A 16744-nucleotide genomic window follows, 5' to 3' on the forward strand; every position below is an offset into this window, starting at 1 on the left:
CCAGCCGGGGCGGTCACGGCGCCGACAGCCAGCGGTCGCGCAGGCCCGCCAGGACGGCGACGGAGACCGCCAGCAGCACCAGGCTGAGCGCGATCGCCGCCTCCGGGTCGGACTCCATCGCCAGGTAGACGGCGAGCGGCATGGTCTGGGTCCGGCCCGGGAAGTTGCCGGCGAAGGTGATGGTGGCGCCGAACTCGCCGAGCGCCCGGGCCCAGGCGAGCACCGCGCCGGCCCCGATGCCGGGCGCCACCAGCGGCAGGGTGACCCGCCGGAAGGCGGTCAGCCGGGAGGCGCCGAGCGTGGCGGCGGCCTCCTCGTACCGCGGGTCGGCCGCCCGCAGCGCCCCCTCCACGCTGATCACCAGGAACGGCATGGCGACGAACGCCTCGGCGAGCACCACCCCGGGGGTGGTGAACGGCAGGGTCAGGCCGAAGGCCGAGTCCAGCCAGCGGCCGACGATCCCGTTGCGGCCGAGCACCAGCAGCAGCGCCACGCCGCCCACCACCGGCGGCAGCACCAGCGGCAGGGTCACCAGCGCCCGGATGAACCGGCGGCCGGGGAAGGTGGTCCGGGCCAGCAGCCAGGCCAGCGGCACTCCCAGCACCAGGGAGACCGCGGTGGCGGCCGTGGCGCTGATCAGCGAGAGCTTCAGCGCCTGCCAGACCTCGGGGCTGGACAGCTGCTCGGGCAGCGCGCTCCACGGCGCGCGGACCAGCAGCCCGACCAGCGGGAGGACCAGGAAGGCGAGGCCCAGCAGCGCGGGCAGCAGCAGCGCGTACGGGATGCGCTGCCGCTGCCGGCGCCGGCGGGCCGATCTGGCGGGGGCGGGCGGTGCGGTGACGGTCACGGAGCCTGGAAGCCGGCCTCGGTGAGCACCTTGCGGGCGTCGGCGGACTGGATGTACGCGACGAAGGCGGCGGCGCCGTCGGCGTTGGCGGCCTTGGCGAGCGCGGTGATCGGGTAGTCGTTCACGGCCTTGGCGGCCTCGGGGAAGTCCACACCGTCGATCTTCGCAGCATCGGCCTTCACATCGGTCCGGTACACCAGCGACGCGTCCACCTCGCCGAGCTCGACCTTGGTGAGGGCGCCCTTGACGTCCTGCTCCAGGGTGACCGGGGTGAGGTTCACGCCGGCGGCCGTCAGCGCGGTGACCGCCGCGGCGCCGCACGGCACCTCCTTGGCGCACAGCGCGGTCTTCACACCGGTGAGGTCCTTCAGCCCGGCGATGTGCTTGGGGTTGCCCTTGGGGACGGCGATCTCCAGGGTGTTGCGGACGAACACCTTGGGGTCGCCGGTCGCCGCCTTGGCGTCGGTGACCGTCTTCATGGTGGCCGGGCTGGCTGCGGCGAACACGTCGGCCGGGGCGCCGCCGACGATCGACTGCGCCAGGGCCGAGCTGCCGCCGAAGTTGAAGGTGACCTTGACGCCGGGGTTGGCGGCCTCGAACTTCTTGCCGAGGTCGGTGAACGACTCCTTGAGCGAGGCGGCCGCGAAGACCGTGACGGTGCCGCTCGGCTTGGGCGCCGAGGACGCCGAACCGGAGGCCGCGGGCTTGGCGGAGTCGCCGCCGGCGGAGCTCGCGCAGGCGGTGAGGCCGGCCGCGAGGGCGAGGACGGCGGCGGTGGCGGCGGTACGGCGTCTGACGGTGCTCATGCGGGTTCCTGTTCTGCGAGGACAACGGCGATCATAGTGCCGCATCTGCGGTCGGAAAATCCGCTGTTTCATCGCACAGGCGAGGGGGTGCGGCCCTGTGTGCCCGCATGTGCGATGGCTCAACCGGAATGGCTCAACCGGAAAAGCGATGGCCCGCGTGGATCGATACCCGCCAGAGTGTCCGGAACACCGAGGAACGGGGGAGACATGTCGACACTGCGGGTGACCGCCGAGCGCCTGACCATCCACGAGCACCCCAACGCCGACGCGCTGGAGCTGGCCCAGGTCGGCCTCTACCGCGCGGTGGTGGCCAAGGGCGCCTACCGCACCGGCGAGCTGGCGCTCTACATCCCGGAGCAGGCGGTGCTGCCCGCCGGGCTGATCGAGGAGCTCGGACTAACCGGCAAGCTGGCCGGCGGCAACGCCGACCGGGTCAAGGCGGTCCGGCTGCGCGGCGAGCTCTCCCAAGGCATCGTCTGCCGCCCCCGCGCGCTGGACGGCGCCGACCTCTCGGCGGCCGCCGAGGCGGGCGAGGACTTCGCCGGACTGCTCGGCATCACCAAGTGGGCGCCGCCGATCCCCACCTCGATGAGTGGCGACGTGGAGGCCGCGCCGGACCTGCTGCCCTGGGTCGACATCGAGAACCTCAAGCGCTTCCCGGGTGTCTTCGAGCCCGGCGAGCCGGTGGTCATCACCGAGAAGCTGCACGGCAGTTGCTGCCTGCTCACCTTCCACGCCGCCACCGGCGAGGTGCAGGTCTCCTCCAAGGGTATCGGCGCGCAGGGCCTGGCGCTGAAGGAGGACGAGCGCAACCTCTACTGGCGCGCGGTCCGCGGCCATGGCGTCGCCGAGGTGGCGGCCCGGCTGGCCGAGCGGCTCGGTGCGAGCCGGATCGGCGTGTTCGGCGAGGTGTTCGGCGAGGGCGTCCAGGACCTGGCGTACGGCGCCTCGGCCCGCGCGGACCGGCTCGGCTACGCGGTCTTCGACGTCTCGGCCGAGATCGACGGGCAGGTGGTCTGGCTGGACGCGGCCGACCTGCTCGACGGCGAACTGCCCCTGGTGCCGCGGCTGTGGAGCGGCCCGTACGACGAGCGGACCGTGCTGGAGCTGGCCGAGGGCCGGGAGACGGTCTCCGGGCGCGGCCTGCACATCCGCGAGGGCGTGGTGGTCCGCCCCGCCGTCGAGCGGTACAGCTTCGTGCTCGGCGGCCGGGCGATCGCCAAGGCGGTCGGCGGCGCGTACCTGACCCGCAAGGGCGGCACCGAGTACGAGTAGACCTGCGAGCGGGCCAGGCCCTCTCTTCCGGATCGCGTCGGATCAGCGCGCGTCGTTGATGGGCCCCTCCTGCCCGTCGGCGGGCAAGGAGGGAGCGTGCTCCGGCGGCGGGCGCCCGGCGTGATCCGAAAGAGAGGGCCTAACTCCGTTGGGCGCACCGGTCGTTCCGGTGCGCCCTTCTGTGCTGACGGGTGGTCGGCTAGCGTGGCCGGGTACGCACGCCTGTTCCCGCCACACCGTGGAGGACCACCATGCCGGACACCCGAATCCCGGGGCCGCCCGGACTGCCGCTGATCGGATCGATGCTCGACCTGCGGCGCGACGCGCTCCAGGCCTACCGGGACGCCTTCCGCGAGCACGGCGACGTGGTGCGCTTCACCGCCGGCCCGCCCGGGCTGCGGGCCACCTTCTGGATGGTCTACTCGCCCGAGGCCGCCCAGCAGGTGCTGGCCGGCGAGTCGGCCAATTTCCGCAAGGAGAGCGCCTTCTACGAGGAGATCCGGCAGAGCTTCGGCAACGGCCTGCTGACCTCGCAGGACGAGGACTACCAGCGCCAACGCCGACTGATCCAGCCGCTGTTCACCCGCCGCCGGGTGGACACCTACGCCGAGGCGATCGCGGTCGAGGCGGAGGCCCTCGTCGAGCGCTGGGCGGCGGTGCCGGACGGCGTGGTGGAGGCCGCCGGCGAGATGTCCGGCTTCGCGCTGCGGGCGGTGGCGCGGATCCTGTTCGGCACGGACGTGGAGGAGGCCATCGCCACCGTCCGGGACAACTTCCCGATCCTGGGCGCCTTCGTGCGAACCCGCGGCTTCTCGCCGCTGCGCCTGCCCCGGCAGTGGCCGCTGCCCGCGCACAAGGAGGCGCTGGCCGCCGAGCAGGCCCTGTACGCGGTGTGCGACCAGATCATCGCCCGTCGCGGCGACGCCGAGACCGAGGACCTGCTCGGCCTGCTCGCGACCGCCCGCGACGAGGACGGCGGACAGCTGGACGCCACCGAACTCCGCGAGCAGGTCCTGGTGTTCCTGCTCGCCGGCCACGAGACCACCGCCACCTCGCTCACCTTCGCGCTGCACCTGCTCGGCCTGCACCCCAAGGAGCAGGAACGGGCCCGCGAAGAGGTCGACCGGGTGCTGGCCGGCGGCCGCCGGCCCACCGCCGAGGACTACAACGCGCTGCCGTACACCACCCAGGTGCTGAAGGAGGCGATGCGGCTCTTCCCGGCGGCGCCCGCGATCGGCCGGCGCTCGGTGGCCGAGACGGTCATCGGCGGCGTCACCGTCCCCGCCGGCTCGGACGTGCTGGTCTCGCCGTACGTCACCCACCGGCACCCGGCGCATTGGGAGGACCCGGAGCGCTTCGACCCGGACCGGTTCACCCCCGAGCGGGAGGCGCAGCGCCACCGCTACGCCTGGTTCCCGTTCGGCGGCGGGCCGCGGGCCTGCATCGGGCAGCACTTCTCGATGCTCGAGTCGGTGCTCGGACTGGCCGCGCTGCTGCGGGAGTTCGAGATCGAGGCGGTGGACACCGAGGTCGAGCTCGGCCAGGGCATCACCCTGGAGACGCGCAGCCCGGTGCGGATCAGGCTCACCCGGCGCGGCTGACGCGCCGTACGGCGGCCGGGGCGGTGTGATCACCGCCCCGGCCGTCCGTCGTTCCGTGACGGTCCGTCAGGCGGTGTGGCGCACACACCGGTACCCATTCGAGCACAACCCACCCAGACGCGGGGCAGCTTTTCACATCTTCGGGTGACCACCTCCGGACGCTGAGTAGCGTCCAGCGGCATCCGAGACCGAAAGCGCACATGCGAGAGGCACATGACCCTCCCGCTCGGAGGCCCCGATGGGAACCATGAACCACTTCAGCTTCGGCTGGCTCACCCCGACGCTCTCGTACCTCATGGCCTGCGCCGGCGCCGCGCTCGGCCTGCGCTGCACCCTGCGGGCGCTGGCCGCCACCGGCACCGCCCGCCGCAACTGGCTGCTCACCGCCGCCGCGGCGATCGGCTCGGGCATCTGGACCATGCACTTCGTGGCCATGTTCGGGTTCTCCGTCGACGGCACCGAACTGCGCTACGACGTCCCGCTCACCATCCTCAGCCTGCTGGTCGCCGTCCTGGTGGTCGGACTCGGCGTCTTCACCGTCGGGTACGGCCGCCACCGCGGCCGCAGCCTGCTGCTCGGCGGCCTGACCACCGGGGTGGGCGTCGCCGCCATGCACTACCTCGGGATGGCCGCGGTGCTCATCCACGGCCGGATCACCTACCGGCCCGGCACGGTCGGCCTGTCCGTCCTGGTCGCGGTCGCCGCTGCCACCGCCGCGCTCTGGGCCGCTGTCACCATCCGCACCATGCTCGCCGCCGGCGGCGCCGCCCTGGTGATGGGCGTCGCGGTCAGCTGCATGCACTACACCGGCATGGCCGCCGTCCAGGTCCAGATGGAGCCCGCCCGGACCGAACTCGGCGGCGCCACCCCAATGCAGTTCATCTTCCCGCTGGCGGTCGGGCTCGGCTCCTTCCTCTTCCTCACCTCCGCCTTCGTCGCGCTCTCGCCCTCCGCCCAGGAACGCGCCGCCTACCGCGAGGCCGGCGAACTCGCCGTCGAGGACCTCCGCCGCGCGGCCTGACCGCCCGCCCCACCCCCCAGAGCGCCCCGACTCCTGACGCAGCCACCGTCCGTCGAAAGGCTCACCGCCCATGCGTGCCAGCTCCCGCAGTGGACCCGCGGCGCCGACCACCGCGCGCGGCCCCGCCCGGCCCGGGGCCGGCGGGCCCCGCCGCGGAGCCCATGCCGGCCAGCCCGCCCGGGAAGGCTCCCCGCCCGCGCCCGCGCCTGCGGCGGCCGGCGACCCGACCCCGGCCGGCGACTCCCGGGCCCGGTCGCGGCTGCGGCCGCGCACCGTCCGGGCCAGGATCGTCGCGCTGCTGATGGTCCCGGTGGTCTCGGTGCTCGCCCTGTGGTCCTTCGCCACCGTCACCGCCGCCGGCGGCGTCTGGGAGCTGATCCGCTACCAGGACGTCGCGACCACCCTGCTCACCCCGCTCGACGCCACCACGGCCGGACTGCAGGCCGAACGCACCGCCGCCGGCCAGCTGTTCGCCGCCCCCGGCGCGGCCCGGGAGAGCGCCCTGCGGGAGGCCGCCGCCGCCACCGACCGGGCCGCCGCACCGCTCTTCCTCGGCGAGCACTACAACCGGGCCGACGCCGAGGGCCTCGGCGCCGAGACCGCCGCCCGGGTCGACGCGCTCGGCGCGGCCGTCGCCGCGCTGCCCGAGCTGCGCAGCCGGATCACGGCCCGCACGGTCGGCTGGGACGACGCCTACGCCGCGTACACCGACGCCGTCGAACGGGCGCTGGCCGTCGCCGGCTCGGTCACCGGACTGCAGGACCACCGGGCCGCCTCCGACGCCCGGGTGCTGCTGGAATTCGACCGCTCCCGCGAACTGCTCGCCCGCGAGGACGCCCTGCTGCGCTCCGCCCAGGCCGCCGGCCGCTTCGGCGACGAGCAGCAGCGCGAGTTCACCGCCGCGGTCTACGCCCGGCGGCTCTTCGAGCGGACCGCCGCCGGCGACCTGCGCCCCGCCGACCGGGCCGCGCTGCAGACCGTCACCGCCGGCCCCGACCACCAGGACCTGCTGCGCATGGAGGACGCGGTGCGCACCGCCGTCGACGGGAAGCAGGCCGCCCTCGCGGTCGCCGCCGACCGCTGGGCCGCCGCCGAGGACGGGACGGCCCGCGCCCTGCGCGCGGTCGCGACCGACGCCGGCACCGCCGCCGCCCGCCGCAGCGACCCGTACGCGCTCGGCCTGTTCACCCCGTCCGGCGCGGCGGTCGGCCTCGGCCTCGCCGCGGTGGTCGCCTCGCTGCTGATCTCGGTGCAGATCGGCCGCGGCCTGGTCACCGAACTGGTCGGCCTGCGCAACGCCGCCCTGGAGCTGGCCGGCCGCACCCTGCCGGCCACCATGCGGCGGCTGCGGGCCGGCGAGGAGATCGACGTCGATGCCGAACTGCCGCGGGCGGTGCACGGCGAGGACGAGATCGGCCAGGTGCACCGCGCCCTCGGCACCGTTCAGCGGGCCGCCGTCACGGCCGCGGTGGAACGCGCCGAGGTGCTCTCCGGGGTCTCCGGCGTCTTCGTCAACCTGGCCCGCCGCAGCCAGGTCCTGGTGCACCGCCAGCTCACCCTGCTGGACGCGATGGAACGCCGCACCGACGACCCGGCGGAGCTGGACGACCTGTTCCGGCTGGACCACCTGACCACCCGGATGCGCCGCCACGCCGAGGGCCTGATCATCCTCTCCGGCGCCGCCCCCGGCCGGGCCTGGCGCCGGCCCGTCCCGCTGATGGACGTGGTCCGGGCGGCCGTCTCCGAGGTGGAGGAGTACGCCCGCACCGAGGTCCACCCGCTGCCGCCCGCCGCCGTCACCGGCCAGGCCGTCGCCGACCTCACCCACCTGCTCGCCGAACTGGTCGAGAACGCCACCGCCTTCTCGCCGCCGCACACCAAGGTGCACATCCGCGGCGAACGGGTCGGCAACGGCTATGCGCTGGAGGTCGAGGACCGCGGCCTGGGCATGGGCCCGGAGGCGATGGCCGACGCCAACCGGCGGATCGACGCCGCCGACCAGGTCGACCTGTTCGACAGCGACCGGCTCGGCCTGTTCGTGGTCAGCCGGCTGGCCCGGCGCCACCGGGTCCGGGTCTCGCTGCGGCCCTCCCCGTACGGCGGCACCACCGCCGTGGTGCTGCTGCCGACCGACCTGCTCGACCCCGCCGAGGCGGCCCCGGCGGCGCCGCAGCCGTCCGCGGCGGTGCCCGAGCCGCCCGCCGTGCCGCCGGCTGTCCCGCTGCCGCGCGCCGCCGCGACCGCCACCGACCAGGAGTCCGCTCCCGTCCGGGACCCCGCGCCCGCTCTCCCCGAGCTCCCCGAGTCCCCCGAGCTCCCCGAGCGCCCGGCGTTCCCTCCCCGTACCGGCGGCCCGGACGAACTGCCGCGCCGGGTACGGCAGGCCAGCCTGGTCCCGCAGCTGCGCGAGGCGCCGCCGCGCCCGGCGCAGCCACCCCGCACCGATCCACCGCCGCCCGGGCGCAGCCCGGAGGAGGCGCGCGCCGCGATGTCCGCGTTCCAACGCGGCTGGGCGCGCGGCACCGGCCCGCACCGCACCGACGAGCGAGGAGAGACCCGATGATCGGCACCACCCGCCAGCCCGGAGAACTCAACTGGCTGCTGGACGAGTTGGTATCCCGCGTGGCCCAGGTCCGGTACGCCGAGGTGCTCTCCGGCGACGGCCTCGCGATGGGCACCTCGGCGGGCCTGGACCGGGAGGACGCCGAGCACCTGGCCGCCGTCGCCGCCGGCTTCCACAGCCTGGCCAAGGGCGCCGGACGCCACTTTGATGCCGGTGAAGTCCGCCAGACGATGGTGGAGTTGGAGCGCGGCTTCCTGTTCGTGGCAGCCGCCGGCGAGGGCTCCTGCCTGGCCGTCTTCGCCACCGCGGACGCCGATCTCGGCCTGGTCGCCTACGAGATGGCGCGGCTGGTCCGCCGGGTCGGCGAGCACCTGCACACCGCGCCGCGCGACACCCTCGGCGGGTGAGCGCGGTGTCCCAACAGCCGCACCCACAGAGTCCATCGGATCCGTCGCCCGCCCGCTGGTACGACGACGCGGCCGGTCCGATGGTCCGCCCGTACACGATGACCGGCGGACGGACCCGCCCCGAGCCGGAGTTCGACCTGATCGCCCTGGTGGTGGGCGACGTGGACGTCACCCCCGAGCTGCCGGTCGGCCCGGAGCAGGCGGCGCTGCTGCGCCTGTGCCGCGCCAACGCGCTGTCGGTCGCCGAACTCGCCGCCGAGACCGACCTGCCGGTCGGCGTGGTCCGGGTCCTGCTCGGCGACCTGCTGGACGCCGAGTACATCCGGGTCAGCCGGCCCGTCCCGCCCGCCCTGCTCCCCGACGAGCACATCCTCCAGGAGGTCATCGATGGACTCCGCGCCCTCTGAGATTCCCCGACTGGCCCTGAAGATCCTGGTCGCGGGCGGGTTCGGGGTGGGCAAGACCACCCTGGTCGGGGCGGTCAGCGAGATCCGCCCGCTGCGCACCGAGGAGCAACTCACCGCGGCCGGCCGGGGCGTGGACGACCTCGGCGGGGTGGAGCGGAAGACCACCACCACGGTGGCGATGGACTTCGGCCGGATCACCGTCCGGGACGGCCTGGCGGTCTACCTGTTCGGCACCCCGGGCCAGGACCGGTTCTGGTTCCTGTGGGACGAGTTGGCGACGGGTGCGCTCGGCGCCGTGGTGCTGGCGGACACCCGCCGGCTGACCGACTGCTTCCCGGCGGTGGACTTCTTCGAGCGCCGCGACATCCCCTTCGTGGTCGCGGTCAACCGGTTCGCCGGCACCCGGGACTTCCGCCCCGACGAGGTCTCCCGCGCGCTGGACCTGGACGCCGGTACGCCGGTGGTGAGGTGCGACGCACGGCAGCGGGCCTCCGGCAAGCAGGTGCTGGTGGCGCTGGTGGAGCACGCCTCGACGGTGCACGCGGCCCGGACACCCGTCGATGCGGTCGTCGGCGAAGCACGTTGACGAACCGTCATCCCGGAACGGCTGTTCCGCATCCGTCCGCCCGCTGTTCGTGCGGTGGACTCCTGGACGTGTGCTGCGCTCGCTTGGCTGTCCGCCGACAGCAGGCGAAGGAGTATGTACATGTTGATGGGGAACGGGCGGCGCCGACCGGTGCGGGCGGTGGCGGCGGCGGCCGTACTCGCCCTGCTCGCCGGCTGCAGCGGAGCCGCGAGCGCCGGCGGTGGCGGCGACTACACCGTGATGACCTGGGCCCCCTCCGGAACCGGCTCCGCCGACCGCCCGGGCGTCACCGCGCTCGCCGAGGCGATCGGCCGCACCACCGACGCCAAGGGCGGCCTGGGCGGCCACCACCTGCGGGTCCTGACCTGCAACGAGCACAACACCGCGGACGGCGCCACCGCCTGCGCCCGGCAGGCCGCCGACGCCCACGCGGTCGCGGTGATCGGCTCGTACAGCGAGTTCGGCGAGAACTTCATGCCGGTGCTGGAGCAGGCCGGCATCCCGTACATCGGCGGATACGGCATGTCCGGGCCGGAGTTCAGCAGCCCGTACTCCTACCCGGTGGCCGGCGGTACCCCCACCCTGATCGCCGGCAGTGGGCGGCAGCTGGTCGCGGCCGGCTGCAAGCAGATCGCGCTGGTCCGCCCGGACACCAGGGCCGGCGACACCCTCAACCGCTACCTGGCGAGCTCGCTCGGCGACTCCGGGGTCAGGCTGGTCGACCTCAAGGTGCCGGACAAGGACCCGGACTACCCGGCGATCGCCCGCAAGGCGGTCGGCGACGACCAGAAGGGCAACTGCGTCAGCAACGCCCTCTCGCCCGAGGGCAGCCGGAAGCTGCTGGAGGCCTACCGCCAGACGGCCCCGCGCCGCACCCAGCTCAGCTCGGTGATCGGCGCCGTCCAGCAGTCCGTGCTCGCCTCGGTCACCGGCGGCAGCGGCTCGCTGAACGGCTCGCTGGCCACCGGCTGGTATCCGCCGGAGTCGTCCCGGGTCTGGGACGACCTGCGGGCCGCCGCCGGCGGCGACACCCGGATCGACCTCTCCGACCTCGGCGTGCAGACCACCTGGGTGGCCTACCAGGTCTTCCTGGTGGCGGTCGACCGGATCCAGTCGGCCGGCACGCCGCTCACCGCCAAGACCCTGCGCAGCCAGCTCGACAGCGGCGACTCGCTGGACACCGGCGGCGCCACACCCCCGCTCAACTGGGGCATGACCGACATGCTGCCGAGCGCCGAGTCGCCGCGCCTGGTGAACACCTGGGTGACCTTCCAGCAGATCCGGGACGGTCGGCTGACCGAGCAGCAGAGCGGCTTCGTCGACGTCCGGTGGGTGCTGACCGGCGGCCGCCCGCCGCAATGAGTACGCGCCGTGGTGTTGCGCGCGGCCGGCGGCGGGTCCGGCTCGTACGCTGACGGGATGATCGTCCACGAGGAGCGCTCGCCGGGCGCGCTCGCCGCCGAGGGCCGCTGGCCGGAGCTGCTGCTGCGCTTCCGGCGGGCCCGGGCCGCCGGCGCCGGGTCCGCCGGGGCGCTCGGGCACCTGGTCGCGTACGGTGCCCCGCCCGAGCTGGCCGCCCGGCTGTTCGACGGCGACGGCGGCCCCGGCACCGCGGCGGACACCGCCGACCACGATGCGGGGCCGCTCTGGGAGGTCCTGGCCACCCGTCACCCCTGGCGGCGGCTGGCCCCGCTGCTCGAACCGCCGCAGGTCCGGCGGCTGGTAACGCACACCCGCGCGCTGCTCGGCGAGAACCTCGCGCACGACGCCGAACCCGACGAGGAGGGCGTCCCGCTGCGGCTGCAGGTGTGGGAGGCGGCCGGCTGGGACGAACCCGGACGGGTCCGCGAGTACCTGCCGGGCGGCGGCGCCCGGCTCGCCGTCCAAGCCCTGCCGGCGCTGCGCGAGGGCCTCGGCCCGGTACGGCTGCCCGAACCGGGACCGCCCGCCCCCGCGCTGGCGGCCACCCGGCTGCTGGACGGGCTGGCGCCGTGGGCCCGGGCGGTGTGCGTCCGCGGCCAGGCGCCGGACGCGGCCGCGCGACTGGCCTCGGAGCGGCAGGTGACCGGGGGCTGGCTGCCGTTCACCGCCGTCTACCCCGCGCTGGTCCAGCCGGCCGCCGCCCCGGCCGATCGGGGCGCCGCCCAGGGACGGCTCGCGGTGTGGCGGCTGCTGGCCGCGATGACCGGTGAGCGGCGGGTGGTGGCGGCCGAGGTGGACGCCCTGGTGGCCCGGCTGCGGTGCTTCACCTGGAGCGAGCCGGACGACGAGCTGTCGTACCTCCACCTGGCACTGGAGGACCCGGCGACCGGCCTGGCCTGGGCGGTCAGCGGCGGCGCCGAGGTCTGACCGCCCGGACGCGGGTGAGCCCCGGCCCGGCACCGCTCCGGGGGCTGGGAGCAGCGGTGCCGGGCCGGGGCGGTCCCGGGGGTGTCAGGAGGCGGTCTGCTCCAGCGCGGGGGCCGCGTTCTGGTGCGGCACGCCGCCGGTGTGGCCGTCGTCGATGAGCGTGGTCTCGTCGAAGGGCGCCCGGCCGGCCAGCACCTCGGTCATCCGGGACCGGTCCAGTTCGCCGGTCCAGTGGCCGATCAGCACGGTGGCGACCGCGTTGCCGGCGAAGTTGGTCAGCGCCCGGGCCTCCGACATGAACCGGTCGATGCCGACGATCAGGCCGACGCCGTCCACCAGCTCCGGCTTGTGCGACTGCAGGCCGCCCGCCAGCGTGGCCAGCCCGGCGCCGGTGACGCCCGCCGCGCCCTTGGAGGCGATCACCATGAACAGCAGCAGCGAGAGCTGCTGGCCGATCGACATCGGCTTGTCCATCGCCTCGGAGATGAAGATCGACGCCATGGTCAGGTAGATCGCGGTGCCGTCCAGGTTGAAGCTGTAGCCGGTGGGCACGGTGATGCCGACCACCGGGCGGGAGACGCCCAGGTGCTCCATCTTGGCGATCAGCCGCGGCAGCGCGCTCTCCGAGGACGAGGTGGAGAGGATCAGCAGGAACTCCCGGCCGAGGTAGCGCAGCAGGGCGAACACGTTCACCCCGGCGACCAGGCGCAGCAGCAGGCCCAGCACCACGACCACGAACAGCACGCAGGTGACGTAGAAGCCGATCATGATGACCGCGAGGCTCTTCAGCGCGGCCACGCCGGTGGCACCGACCACGGCCGCCATCGCGCCGAAGGCGCCGACCGGGGCCAGCCACATGATCATCGACATCACCCGGAAGACCAGCTTCTGCAGGTGCTCGACCCCGCGCAGCACGGGCGTACCGGCCGAGCCCATCGCCTGCAGCGCGAAGCCGGCGAGCAGGGCGACCAGCAGGGTCTGCAGCACCTTGCCCTCGGTGAGGGCCGAGAACATCGTGGTCGGGATGATCCCGAGCAGGAAGTCGGCGGTCGAGGTGGCGCCGCCGGCCGCCGCCTGGGCGTGGCCCGACTTGGCCAGTGCGGCGGTCAGGTGCAGGCCCGAGCCCGGCTCCAGCAGGTTGCCGACCACCAGGCCGATGCCCAGCGCCACGGTCGACGTCACCAGGAAGTAGCCGAGCGCCAGACCGCCGACCCGGCCGACCTTGGCGGCCTTGGTCACCGAGCCGACGCCCAGCACGATGGTGCAGAAGATCACCGGGCTGATCATCATCTTGATCAGGTTGACGAAGCCGGTCCCGACCGGCTTCAACTCCACCGCGAACCCCGGCGCCACCAGACCCACCGCGATGCCGGCCAGCACCGCCGCGATCACCGCCAGGTAGAGGTAGTGCGTGCGGTCGGACCGTCTCGTCCGGACTGCTCCCGTCGTCGACATGTGCGGCTCCTTCGCCCTGCTGTCCTGCGGCCCCGGGGGGAGGGCCGACGGCCCGGGTGGCGGGCCGGTTCGACTATGGGCTCCGGCGTGACGCGGGTCACGTTTGCGTTCATAGAGTTCACGTCCGCCCGGCCCTTGCCCCCGCCCCCGGGCCAGGCACACTGTCTGACATGGCCGTCCCCCCGAACCCGCCCCGGCGCCGCCCGCTGCGCAGTCTCGCCGGGCAGCTGTTCGTGGTGCAGATCGTCATCGTCGCCGCCGTGGTCGCCGGCGGCGCCGTCCTGGCGTACCTCTTCACCGAGCACCGGTACGAGGACTCGGTCCGCCGCCAGGCCACCACCGTCGCCCTGTCGCTCGCCGACTCGCCGACCGTCCGCGAGGCCGCCACCGGGCCCGACCCCAGCGCCGTCATCCAGCCGTACGCCGAACAGGTCCGCCAGGACACCGGCGTCTCCTTCATCACCGTCATGGACACCCACGGCATCCGCTGGTCCCACCCCGACCCCGCCCGCATCGGCGAGCCCTACCTCGGCCAGATCAAGCAGGCCCTCGCCGGGCAGGTCTTCGCCGAGACCGCCACCGGCACCCTCGGCCCCTCCATGCGCGTGGTCGCCCCCGTGTACGACCGGGACCACCACGTCGTCGGCCTGGTCAGCGCCGGCATCACCCTGCACTCGATCAGCGACCAGCTGCGCGCCCCGCTGCTCGCCCTGGTCGGTGTCGCCGGCGCCGCCCTGGTGGTCGGCGGCATCGGCACCTACCTCGCCAACGCCCGGCTGCGCCGACACACCCACGGCATGGGCGCCGACCAGCTCAGCCACCTGTACGACTACCACCAGGCCACCCTGCACTCCGTCCGCGAGGGCCTGATCCTGCTCGACGGCGGCCGGCGGATCGTGCTGTGCAACGACGCCGCCCGCGAACTGCTCGCCCTCGCCGGCGACCTGGACGGCGTGCCGGTCGCCGACCTCGGCCTGCCCGGCTCGCTCACCGGCGCCCTCACCGCCGCCACCCCGGTCCGCGACGAGGTCCACCTGACCGCCGAACGCGTCGTCCTGCTCAACACCTCCGCCGTCGGCCCCGGCCTCGGCACCGTGGTCACCCTCCGGGACCACACCGAACTCCAGGGCCTCACCGGCGAACTGGACACCGTCCGCGGCTTCGCCGACGCCCTCAGCGCGCAGGCCCACGAAGCCGCCAACCGGCTGCACGCCGTCGTCTCCCTCGTCGAACTCGGCCGCCACCAGGAGGCCGTGGACTTCGCCACCGCCGAACTCGCCCTCGCCCAGCGGCTCACCGACAAGGTCGTCGACGCCGTCGGCGAACCCGTCCTCGCCGCCCTGCTGCTCGGCAAGGCCGCCCAGGCCGCCGAACGCGGCGTCGACCTGGTCCTCACCGACGACAGCCGGATCGACGACGGCGTCCTGCCGCCCGGCCTCACCCCGCGCGACCTGGTCACCCTGCTCGGCAACCTGGTCGACAACGCCGTCGACGCCGCCATCGAGAACGCCGCCGTCCACCCCGGCACCCCCGAGGTCACCGTCACCGCCCGCACCGACCACGGCGAACTCCTGCTGCGCGTCGCCGACACCGGCGCCGGCATCGACCCCGCCGCCGCCACCGACGTCTTCCACCGCGGCTGGACCACCAAACAGCACGGCCGCGGCCTCGGACTCGCCCTGGTCGCCCAGACCGCCCGCCGCAACGGCGGCGGGGTCGAGATCGGCCGCGACCGCGGCGCCGTCCTCACCGTCCGCCTCCCGCTCCGGCCCCCCGCCCCTGCCGTACCCGGGCCCGCCGTACCCGCCGCCCGAGCCGAGGAGGCCGCCCGGTGATCCCCGTCCTGGTCGTCGAGGACGACCCCGTCGCCGCCTCCGCCCACGCCCTCTACGTCGAGCGCGCCCCCGGCTTCCACCCCGCCGCCACCGTCCACACCTGCGCCGACGCCCTGCGCGCCCTCGACCGCGCCCGCGCCGCCGGCACCCCCGTCGAACTCATCCTGCTCGACCTCCACCTCCCCGACGGCCACGGCCTCCAGCTCTGCCGCACCCTGCGCGCCGCCGGCCACGGCGCCGACATCATCGCCGTCACCTCCGCCCGCGACCTCGCCATGGTCCGCCACGCCGTCTCCGCCGGCGTCGTCCAGTACCTGCTCAAACCCTTCAGCAGCGCCGCCCTCGGCGACCGCCTCGAGCGCTACGCCCGCTACCGCGCCTCACTCGGCCGCGCCGGCGACGCCCTCGGCCAGGACGAGGTCGACCACGCCTTCGCCGTCCTGCGCACCCCCGACCGCAGCAGCCTCCCCAAGGGCCTCAGCGCCCCCACCCTGGACACCGTCGCCACCGTCCTGCGCACCGCCCCCGACGGCCTCTCCGCCGCCGCGGTCGCCGCCGCCGCCGGCGTCTCCCGCATCACCGCCCGGCGCTACCTCGAACACCTCGTCGACACCGGCCTCGCCGCCCGCGAACCCCAGTACGGCCAAGTCGGCCGCCCCGAACTCACCTACCGCTGGCGCTAGGGAGGCACTCCTGCAAGGGGCTCGGGGAACCGCGAGGCCGACCCCTGGACTGGTCAACCTCTCAAGTGGGGCCCACCGTTGGTGGCGCTTCCCGACGCCCAGCCATCCAACCGGCGGAGACCAGCCCGTCAGGGGCTCGGGGAACCGCGAGGCCGACCCCGGGACCGGTCAACCTCCCGAGCGGGGCCCACCGTTGGTGGCGTTCCGGCCGCTCACCCCTCCCGCTCGGCCACCGCCAGGAACCGCACGTCCGAGTCCACGTACGACACCAACCGCCACCCCGCCCCCGCCAGCAGCCCCCGCAGCGGCCCCTCGGCCCGGATGTCGTCCGCCGTGAGCTGCCGCCCGTGCCGCGCGGCGAGCGCGGCCCGCCCGATCGGGTGGTACAGCGCGAGCCGTCCGCCGCCCCGGGTGACCCGGGCGAGTTCCCGCAGGCCGCTCTCCGGTCCCGGCAGGTGCGAGATGAGTCCGGCCCCGAAGACCAGGTCGACGACCCCGTCCCGCAGCGGCAGCCGCCCGCAGTCGGCGGTGACGAGCGCCGCGTCCACGCCCTTCGCGGCCGCCTGTGCCAGCATCTCCGGCGTCAGGTCGATCCCGAGCACCACACCGTCCGGCCCCACCGCGTCCCGCAGCGGCGCCAGCGCGCGCCCCGTCCCGCAGCCCGCGTCGAGCACGAACTCTCCGCCGGACAGCCCGAGTCCGGCGACGGCGGCGGCGTACCGCGGTTCGTCGCCGGGGAACTTGGCGTCCCAGCCCGCCGCGCGTTCGGCGAAGAACTCCCTGGCGCGGGCCGGCTCGGATTCGTACGACACGCCCGCAGACTACCCGTAACCCATGAAGCGTCGGCTCGTTGTCGTTCCGACCGAGGTGTCACCCGGTCGAGTGGTCTTCCCGCCGATCCCGGCCGAC

The 16744-nt window shown here is 74.7% G+C and carries 15 protein-coding genes; 11 read left to right on the forward strand and 4 right to left on the reverse strand.

What is annotated here, in order from left to right; genetic code table 11:
• Window positions 1-13: 13 nt before the first annotated feature.
• Together FHR36_RS07770 and modA are read right to left on the reverse strand one after the other, a co-directional pair.
• On the reverse strand, window positions 14-847 hold the full coding sequence (locus FHR36_RS07770) for an ABC transporter permease (protein WP_253795102.1): 834 nt from the start codon (window positions 845-847) through the stop codon (window positions 14-16).
• Window positions 844-1653, reverse strand: a complete 810-nt coding sequence (gene modA, locus FHR36_RS07775; protein WP_253795104.1) for a molybdate ABC transporter substrate-binding protein — start codon at window positions 1651-1653, stop codon at window positions 844-846. Before modA ends, FHR36_RS07770 begins: the two co-directional genes overlap by 4 nt.
• A gap of 207 nt (window positions 1654-1860) precedes the next feature.
• Here modA and FHR36_RS07780 point away from each other — a divergent pair, with 207 nt between their 5' ends.
• The 9 genes from FHR36_RS07780 to FHR36_RS07830 all read left to right on the forward strand — a co-directional run bounded on the left by FHR36_RS07780 (window position 1861) and on the right by FHR36_RS07830 (window position 11862).
• Window positions 1861-2928 carry an RNA ligase (ATP) gene (locus tag FHR36_RS07780; RefSeq protein ID WP_253795106.1) on the forward strand — a complete coding sequence of 356 codons (1068 nt, stop codon included), beginning with the start codon at window positions 1861-1863 and terminating at the stop codon, window positions 2926-2928.
• Window positions 2929-3179: 251 nt separating this feature from the next.
• A complete protein-coding gene (locus FHR36_RS07785; protein WP_253795108.1) occupies window positions 3180-4529 on the forward strand; it encodes a cytochrome P450 in 1350 nt (449 codons plus the stop codon).
• Window positions 4530-4767: 238 nt separating this feature from the next.
• A complete protein-coding gene (locus tag FHR36_RS07790) occupies window positions 4768-5550 on the forward strand; it encodes an MHYT domain-containing protein (RefSeq protein WP_253795110.1) in 783 nt (260 codons plus the stop codon).
• Between the two features lie 70 nt (window positions 5551-5620).
• Window positions 5621-8113 carry a sensor histidine kinase gene (locus FHR36_RS39210; protein WP_301329958.1) on the forward strand — a complete coding sequence of 831 codons (2493 nt, stop codon included), beginning with the start codon at window positions 5621-5623 and terminating at the stop codon, window positions 8111-8113.
• A complete protein-coding gene (locus FHR36_RS07810; protein ID WP_253796686.1) occupies window positions 8110-8520 on the forward strand; it encodes a roadblock/LC7 domain-containing protein in 411 nt (136 codons plus the stop codon). Before FHR36_RS39210 ends, FHR36_RS07810 begins: the two co-directional genes overlap by 4 nt.
• Before the next feature lie 5 nt (window positions 8521-8525).
• A complete protein-coding gene (locus tag FHR36_RS07815) occupies window positions 8526-8927 on the forward strand; it encodes a DUF742 domain-containing protein (protein ID WP_380232793.1) in 402 nt (133 codons plus the stop codon).
• Window positions 8908-9513 (forward strand): GTP-binding protein, encoded by a 606-nt coding sequence (locus tag FHR36_RS07820; RefSeq protein ID WP_253795112.1) that lies wholly within the window; start codon window positions 8908-8910, stop codon window positions 9511-9513. The genes FHR36_RS07815 and FHR36_RS07820 overlap by 20 nt, the downstream gene beginning before the upstream one ends.
• 120 nt (window positions 9514-9633) lie before the next feature.
• Window positions 9634-10875 (forward strand): ABC transporter substrate-binding protein, encoded by a 1242-nt coding sequence (locus FHR36_RS07825; protein WP_253795114.1) that lies wholly within the window; start codon window positions 9634-9636, stop codon window positions 10873-10875.
• 57 nt (window positions 10876-10932) lie between these two features.
• Complete coding sequence (locus tag FHR36_RS07830) at window positions 10933-11862, forward strand: hypothetical protein (RefSeq protein WP_253795116.1); 930 nt, start codon at window positions 10933-10935, stop codon at window positions 11860-11862.
• A gap of 84 nt (window positions 11863-11946) precedes the next feature.
• On the opposite strand, the gene FHR36_RS07835 is transcribed toward FHR36_RS07830, so the two are convergent.
• Window positions 11947-13317: a cation:dicarboxylate symporter family transporter gene (locus tag FHR36_RS07835; RefSeq protein WP_253795118.1), complete on the reverse strand. Its 1371-nt coding sequence runs from the start codon at window positions 13315-13317 to the stop codon at window positions 11947-11949.
• Window positions 13318-13487: 170 nt separating this feature from the next.
• Between FHR36_RS07835 and FHR36_RS07840 the strand changes: the two genes are divergently transcribed.
• Both FHR36_RS07840 and FHR36_RS07845 read left to right on the forward strand, forming a co-directional pair.
• Window positions 13488-15152, forward strand: coding sequence for an ATP-binding protein (locus FHR36_RS07840; protein WP_253795120.1), 1665 nt, complete (start codon window positions 13488-13490; stop codon window positions 15150-15152).
• A complete protein-coding gene (locus FHR36_RS07845) occupies window positions 15149-15835 on the forward strand; it encodes a response regulator (RefSeq protein WP_253795121.1) in 687 nt (228 codons plus the stop codon). Before FHR36_RS07840 ends, FHR36_RS07845 begins: the two co-directional genes overlap by 4 nt.
• A 212-nt stretch (window positions 15836-16047) precedes the next feature.
• Here FHR36_RS07845 and FHR36_RS07850 read toward each other — a convergent pair whose 3' ends face one another.
• Entirely contained in the window at window positions 16048-16647 is a 600-nt protein-coding gene (locus tag FHR36_RS07850) for a class I SAM-dependent methyltransferase (protein WP_253795123.1), read from the reverse strand.
• Window positions 16648-16744 lie beyond the last annotated feature (97 nt).

Origin of the sequence: Kitasatospora cinereorecta (genome assembly GCF_024172095.1) — a bacterium.
In the GTDB taxonomy this organism is placed as follows: Bacteria; Actinomycetota; Actinomycetes; order Streptomycetales; family Streptomycetaceae; genus Kitasatospora; species Kitasatospora cinereorecta.

Bases quoted from the DNA above. Each gene is read 5' to 3' on its own strand.
- FHR36_RS07810 (WP_253796686.1), top strand. From the start codon at position 8,110: ATGATCGGCACCACCCGCCAGCCCGGAGAACTCAACTGGCTGCTGGAC.
- FHR36_RS39210 (WP_301329958.1), top strand. From the start codon at position 5,621: ATGCGTGCCAGCTCCCGCAGTGGACCCGCGGCGCCGACCACCGCGCGC.
- FHR36_RS07835 (WP_253795118.1), bottom strand. From the start codon at position 13,317: ATGTCGACGACGGGAGCAGTCCGGACGAGACGGTCCGACCGCACGCAC.
- modA (WP_253795104.1), bottom strand. From the start codon at position 1,653: ATGAGCACCGTCAGACGCCGTACCGCCGCCACCGCCGCCGTCCTCGCC.
- FHR36_RS07785 (WP_253795108.1), top strand. From the start codon at position 3,180: ATGCCGGACACCCGAATCCCGGGGCCGCCCGGACTGCCGCTGATCGGA.
- FHR36_RS07780 (WP_253795106.1), top strand. From the start codon at position 1,861: ATGTCGACACTGCGGGTGACCGCCGAGCGCCTGACCATCCACGAGCAC.
- FHR36_RS07825 (WP_253795114.1), top strand. From the start codon at position 9,634: ATGTTGATGGGGAACGGGCGGCGCCGACCGGTGCGGGCGGTGGCGGCG.
- FHR36_RS07790 (WP_253795110.1), top strand. From the start codon at position 4,768: ATGGGAACCATGAACCACTTCAGCTTCGGCTGGCTCACCCCGACGCTC.
- FHR36_RS07840 (WP_253795120.1), top strand. From the start codon at position 13,488: ATGGCCGTCCCCCCGAACCCGCCCCGGCGCCGCCCGCTGCGCAGTCTC.
- FHR36_RS07830 (WP_253795116.1), top strand. From the start codon at position 10,933: ATGATCGTCCACGAGGAGCGCTCGCCGGGCGCGCTCGCCGCCGAGGGC.
- FHR36_RS07820 (WP_253795112.1), top strand. From the start codon at position 8,908: ATGGACTCCGCGCCCTCTGAGATTCCCCGACTGGCCCTGAAGATCCTG.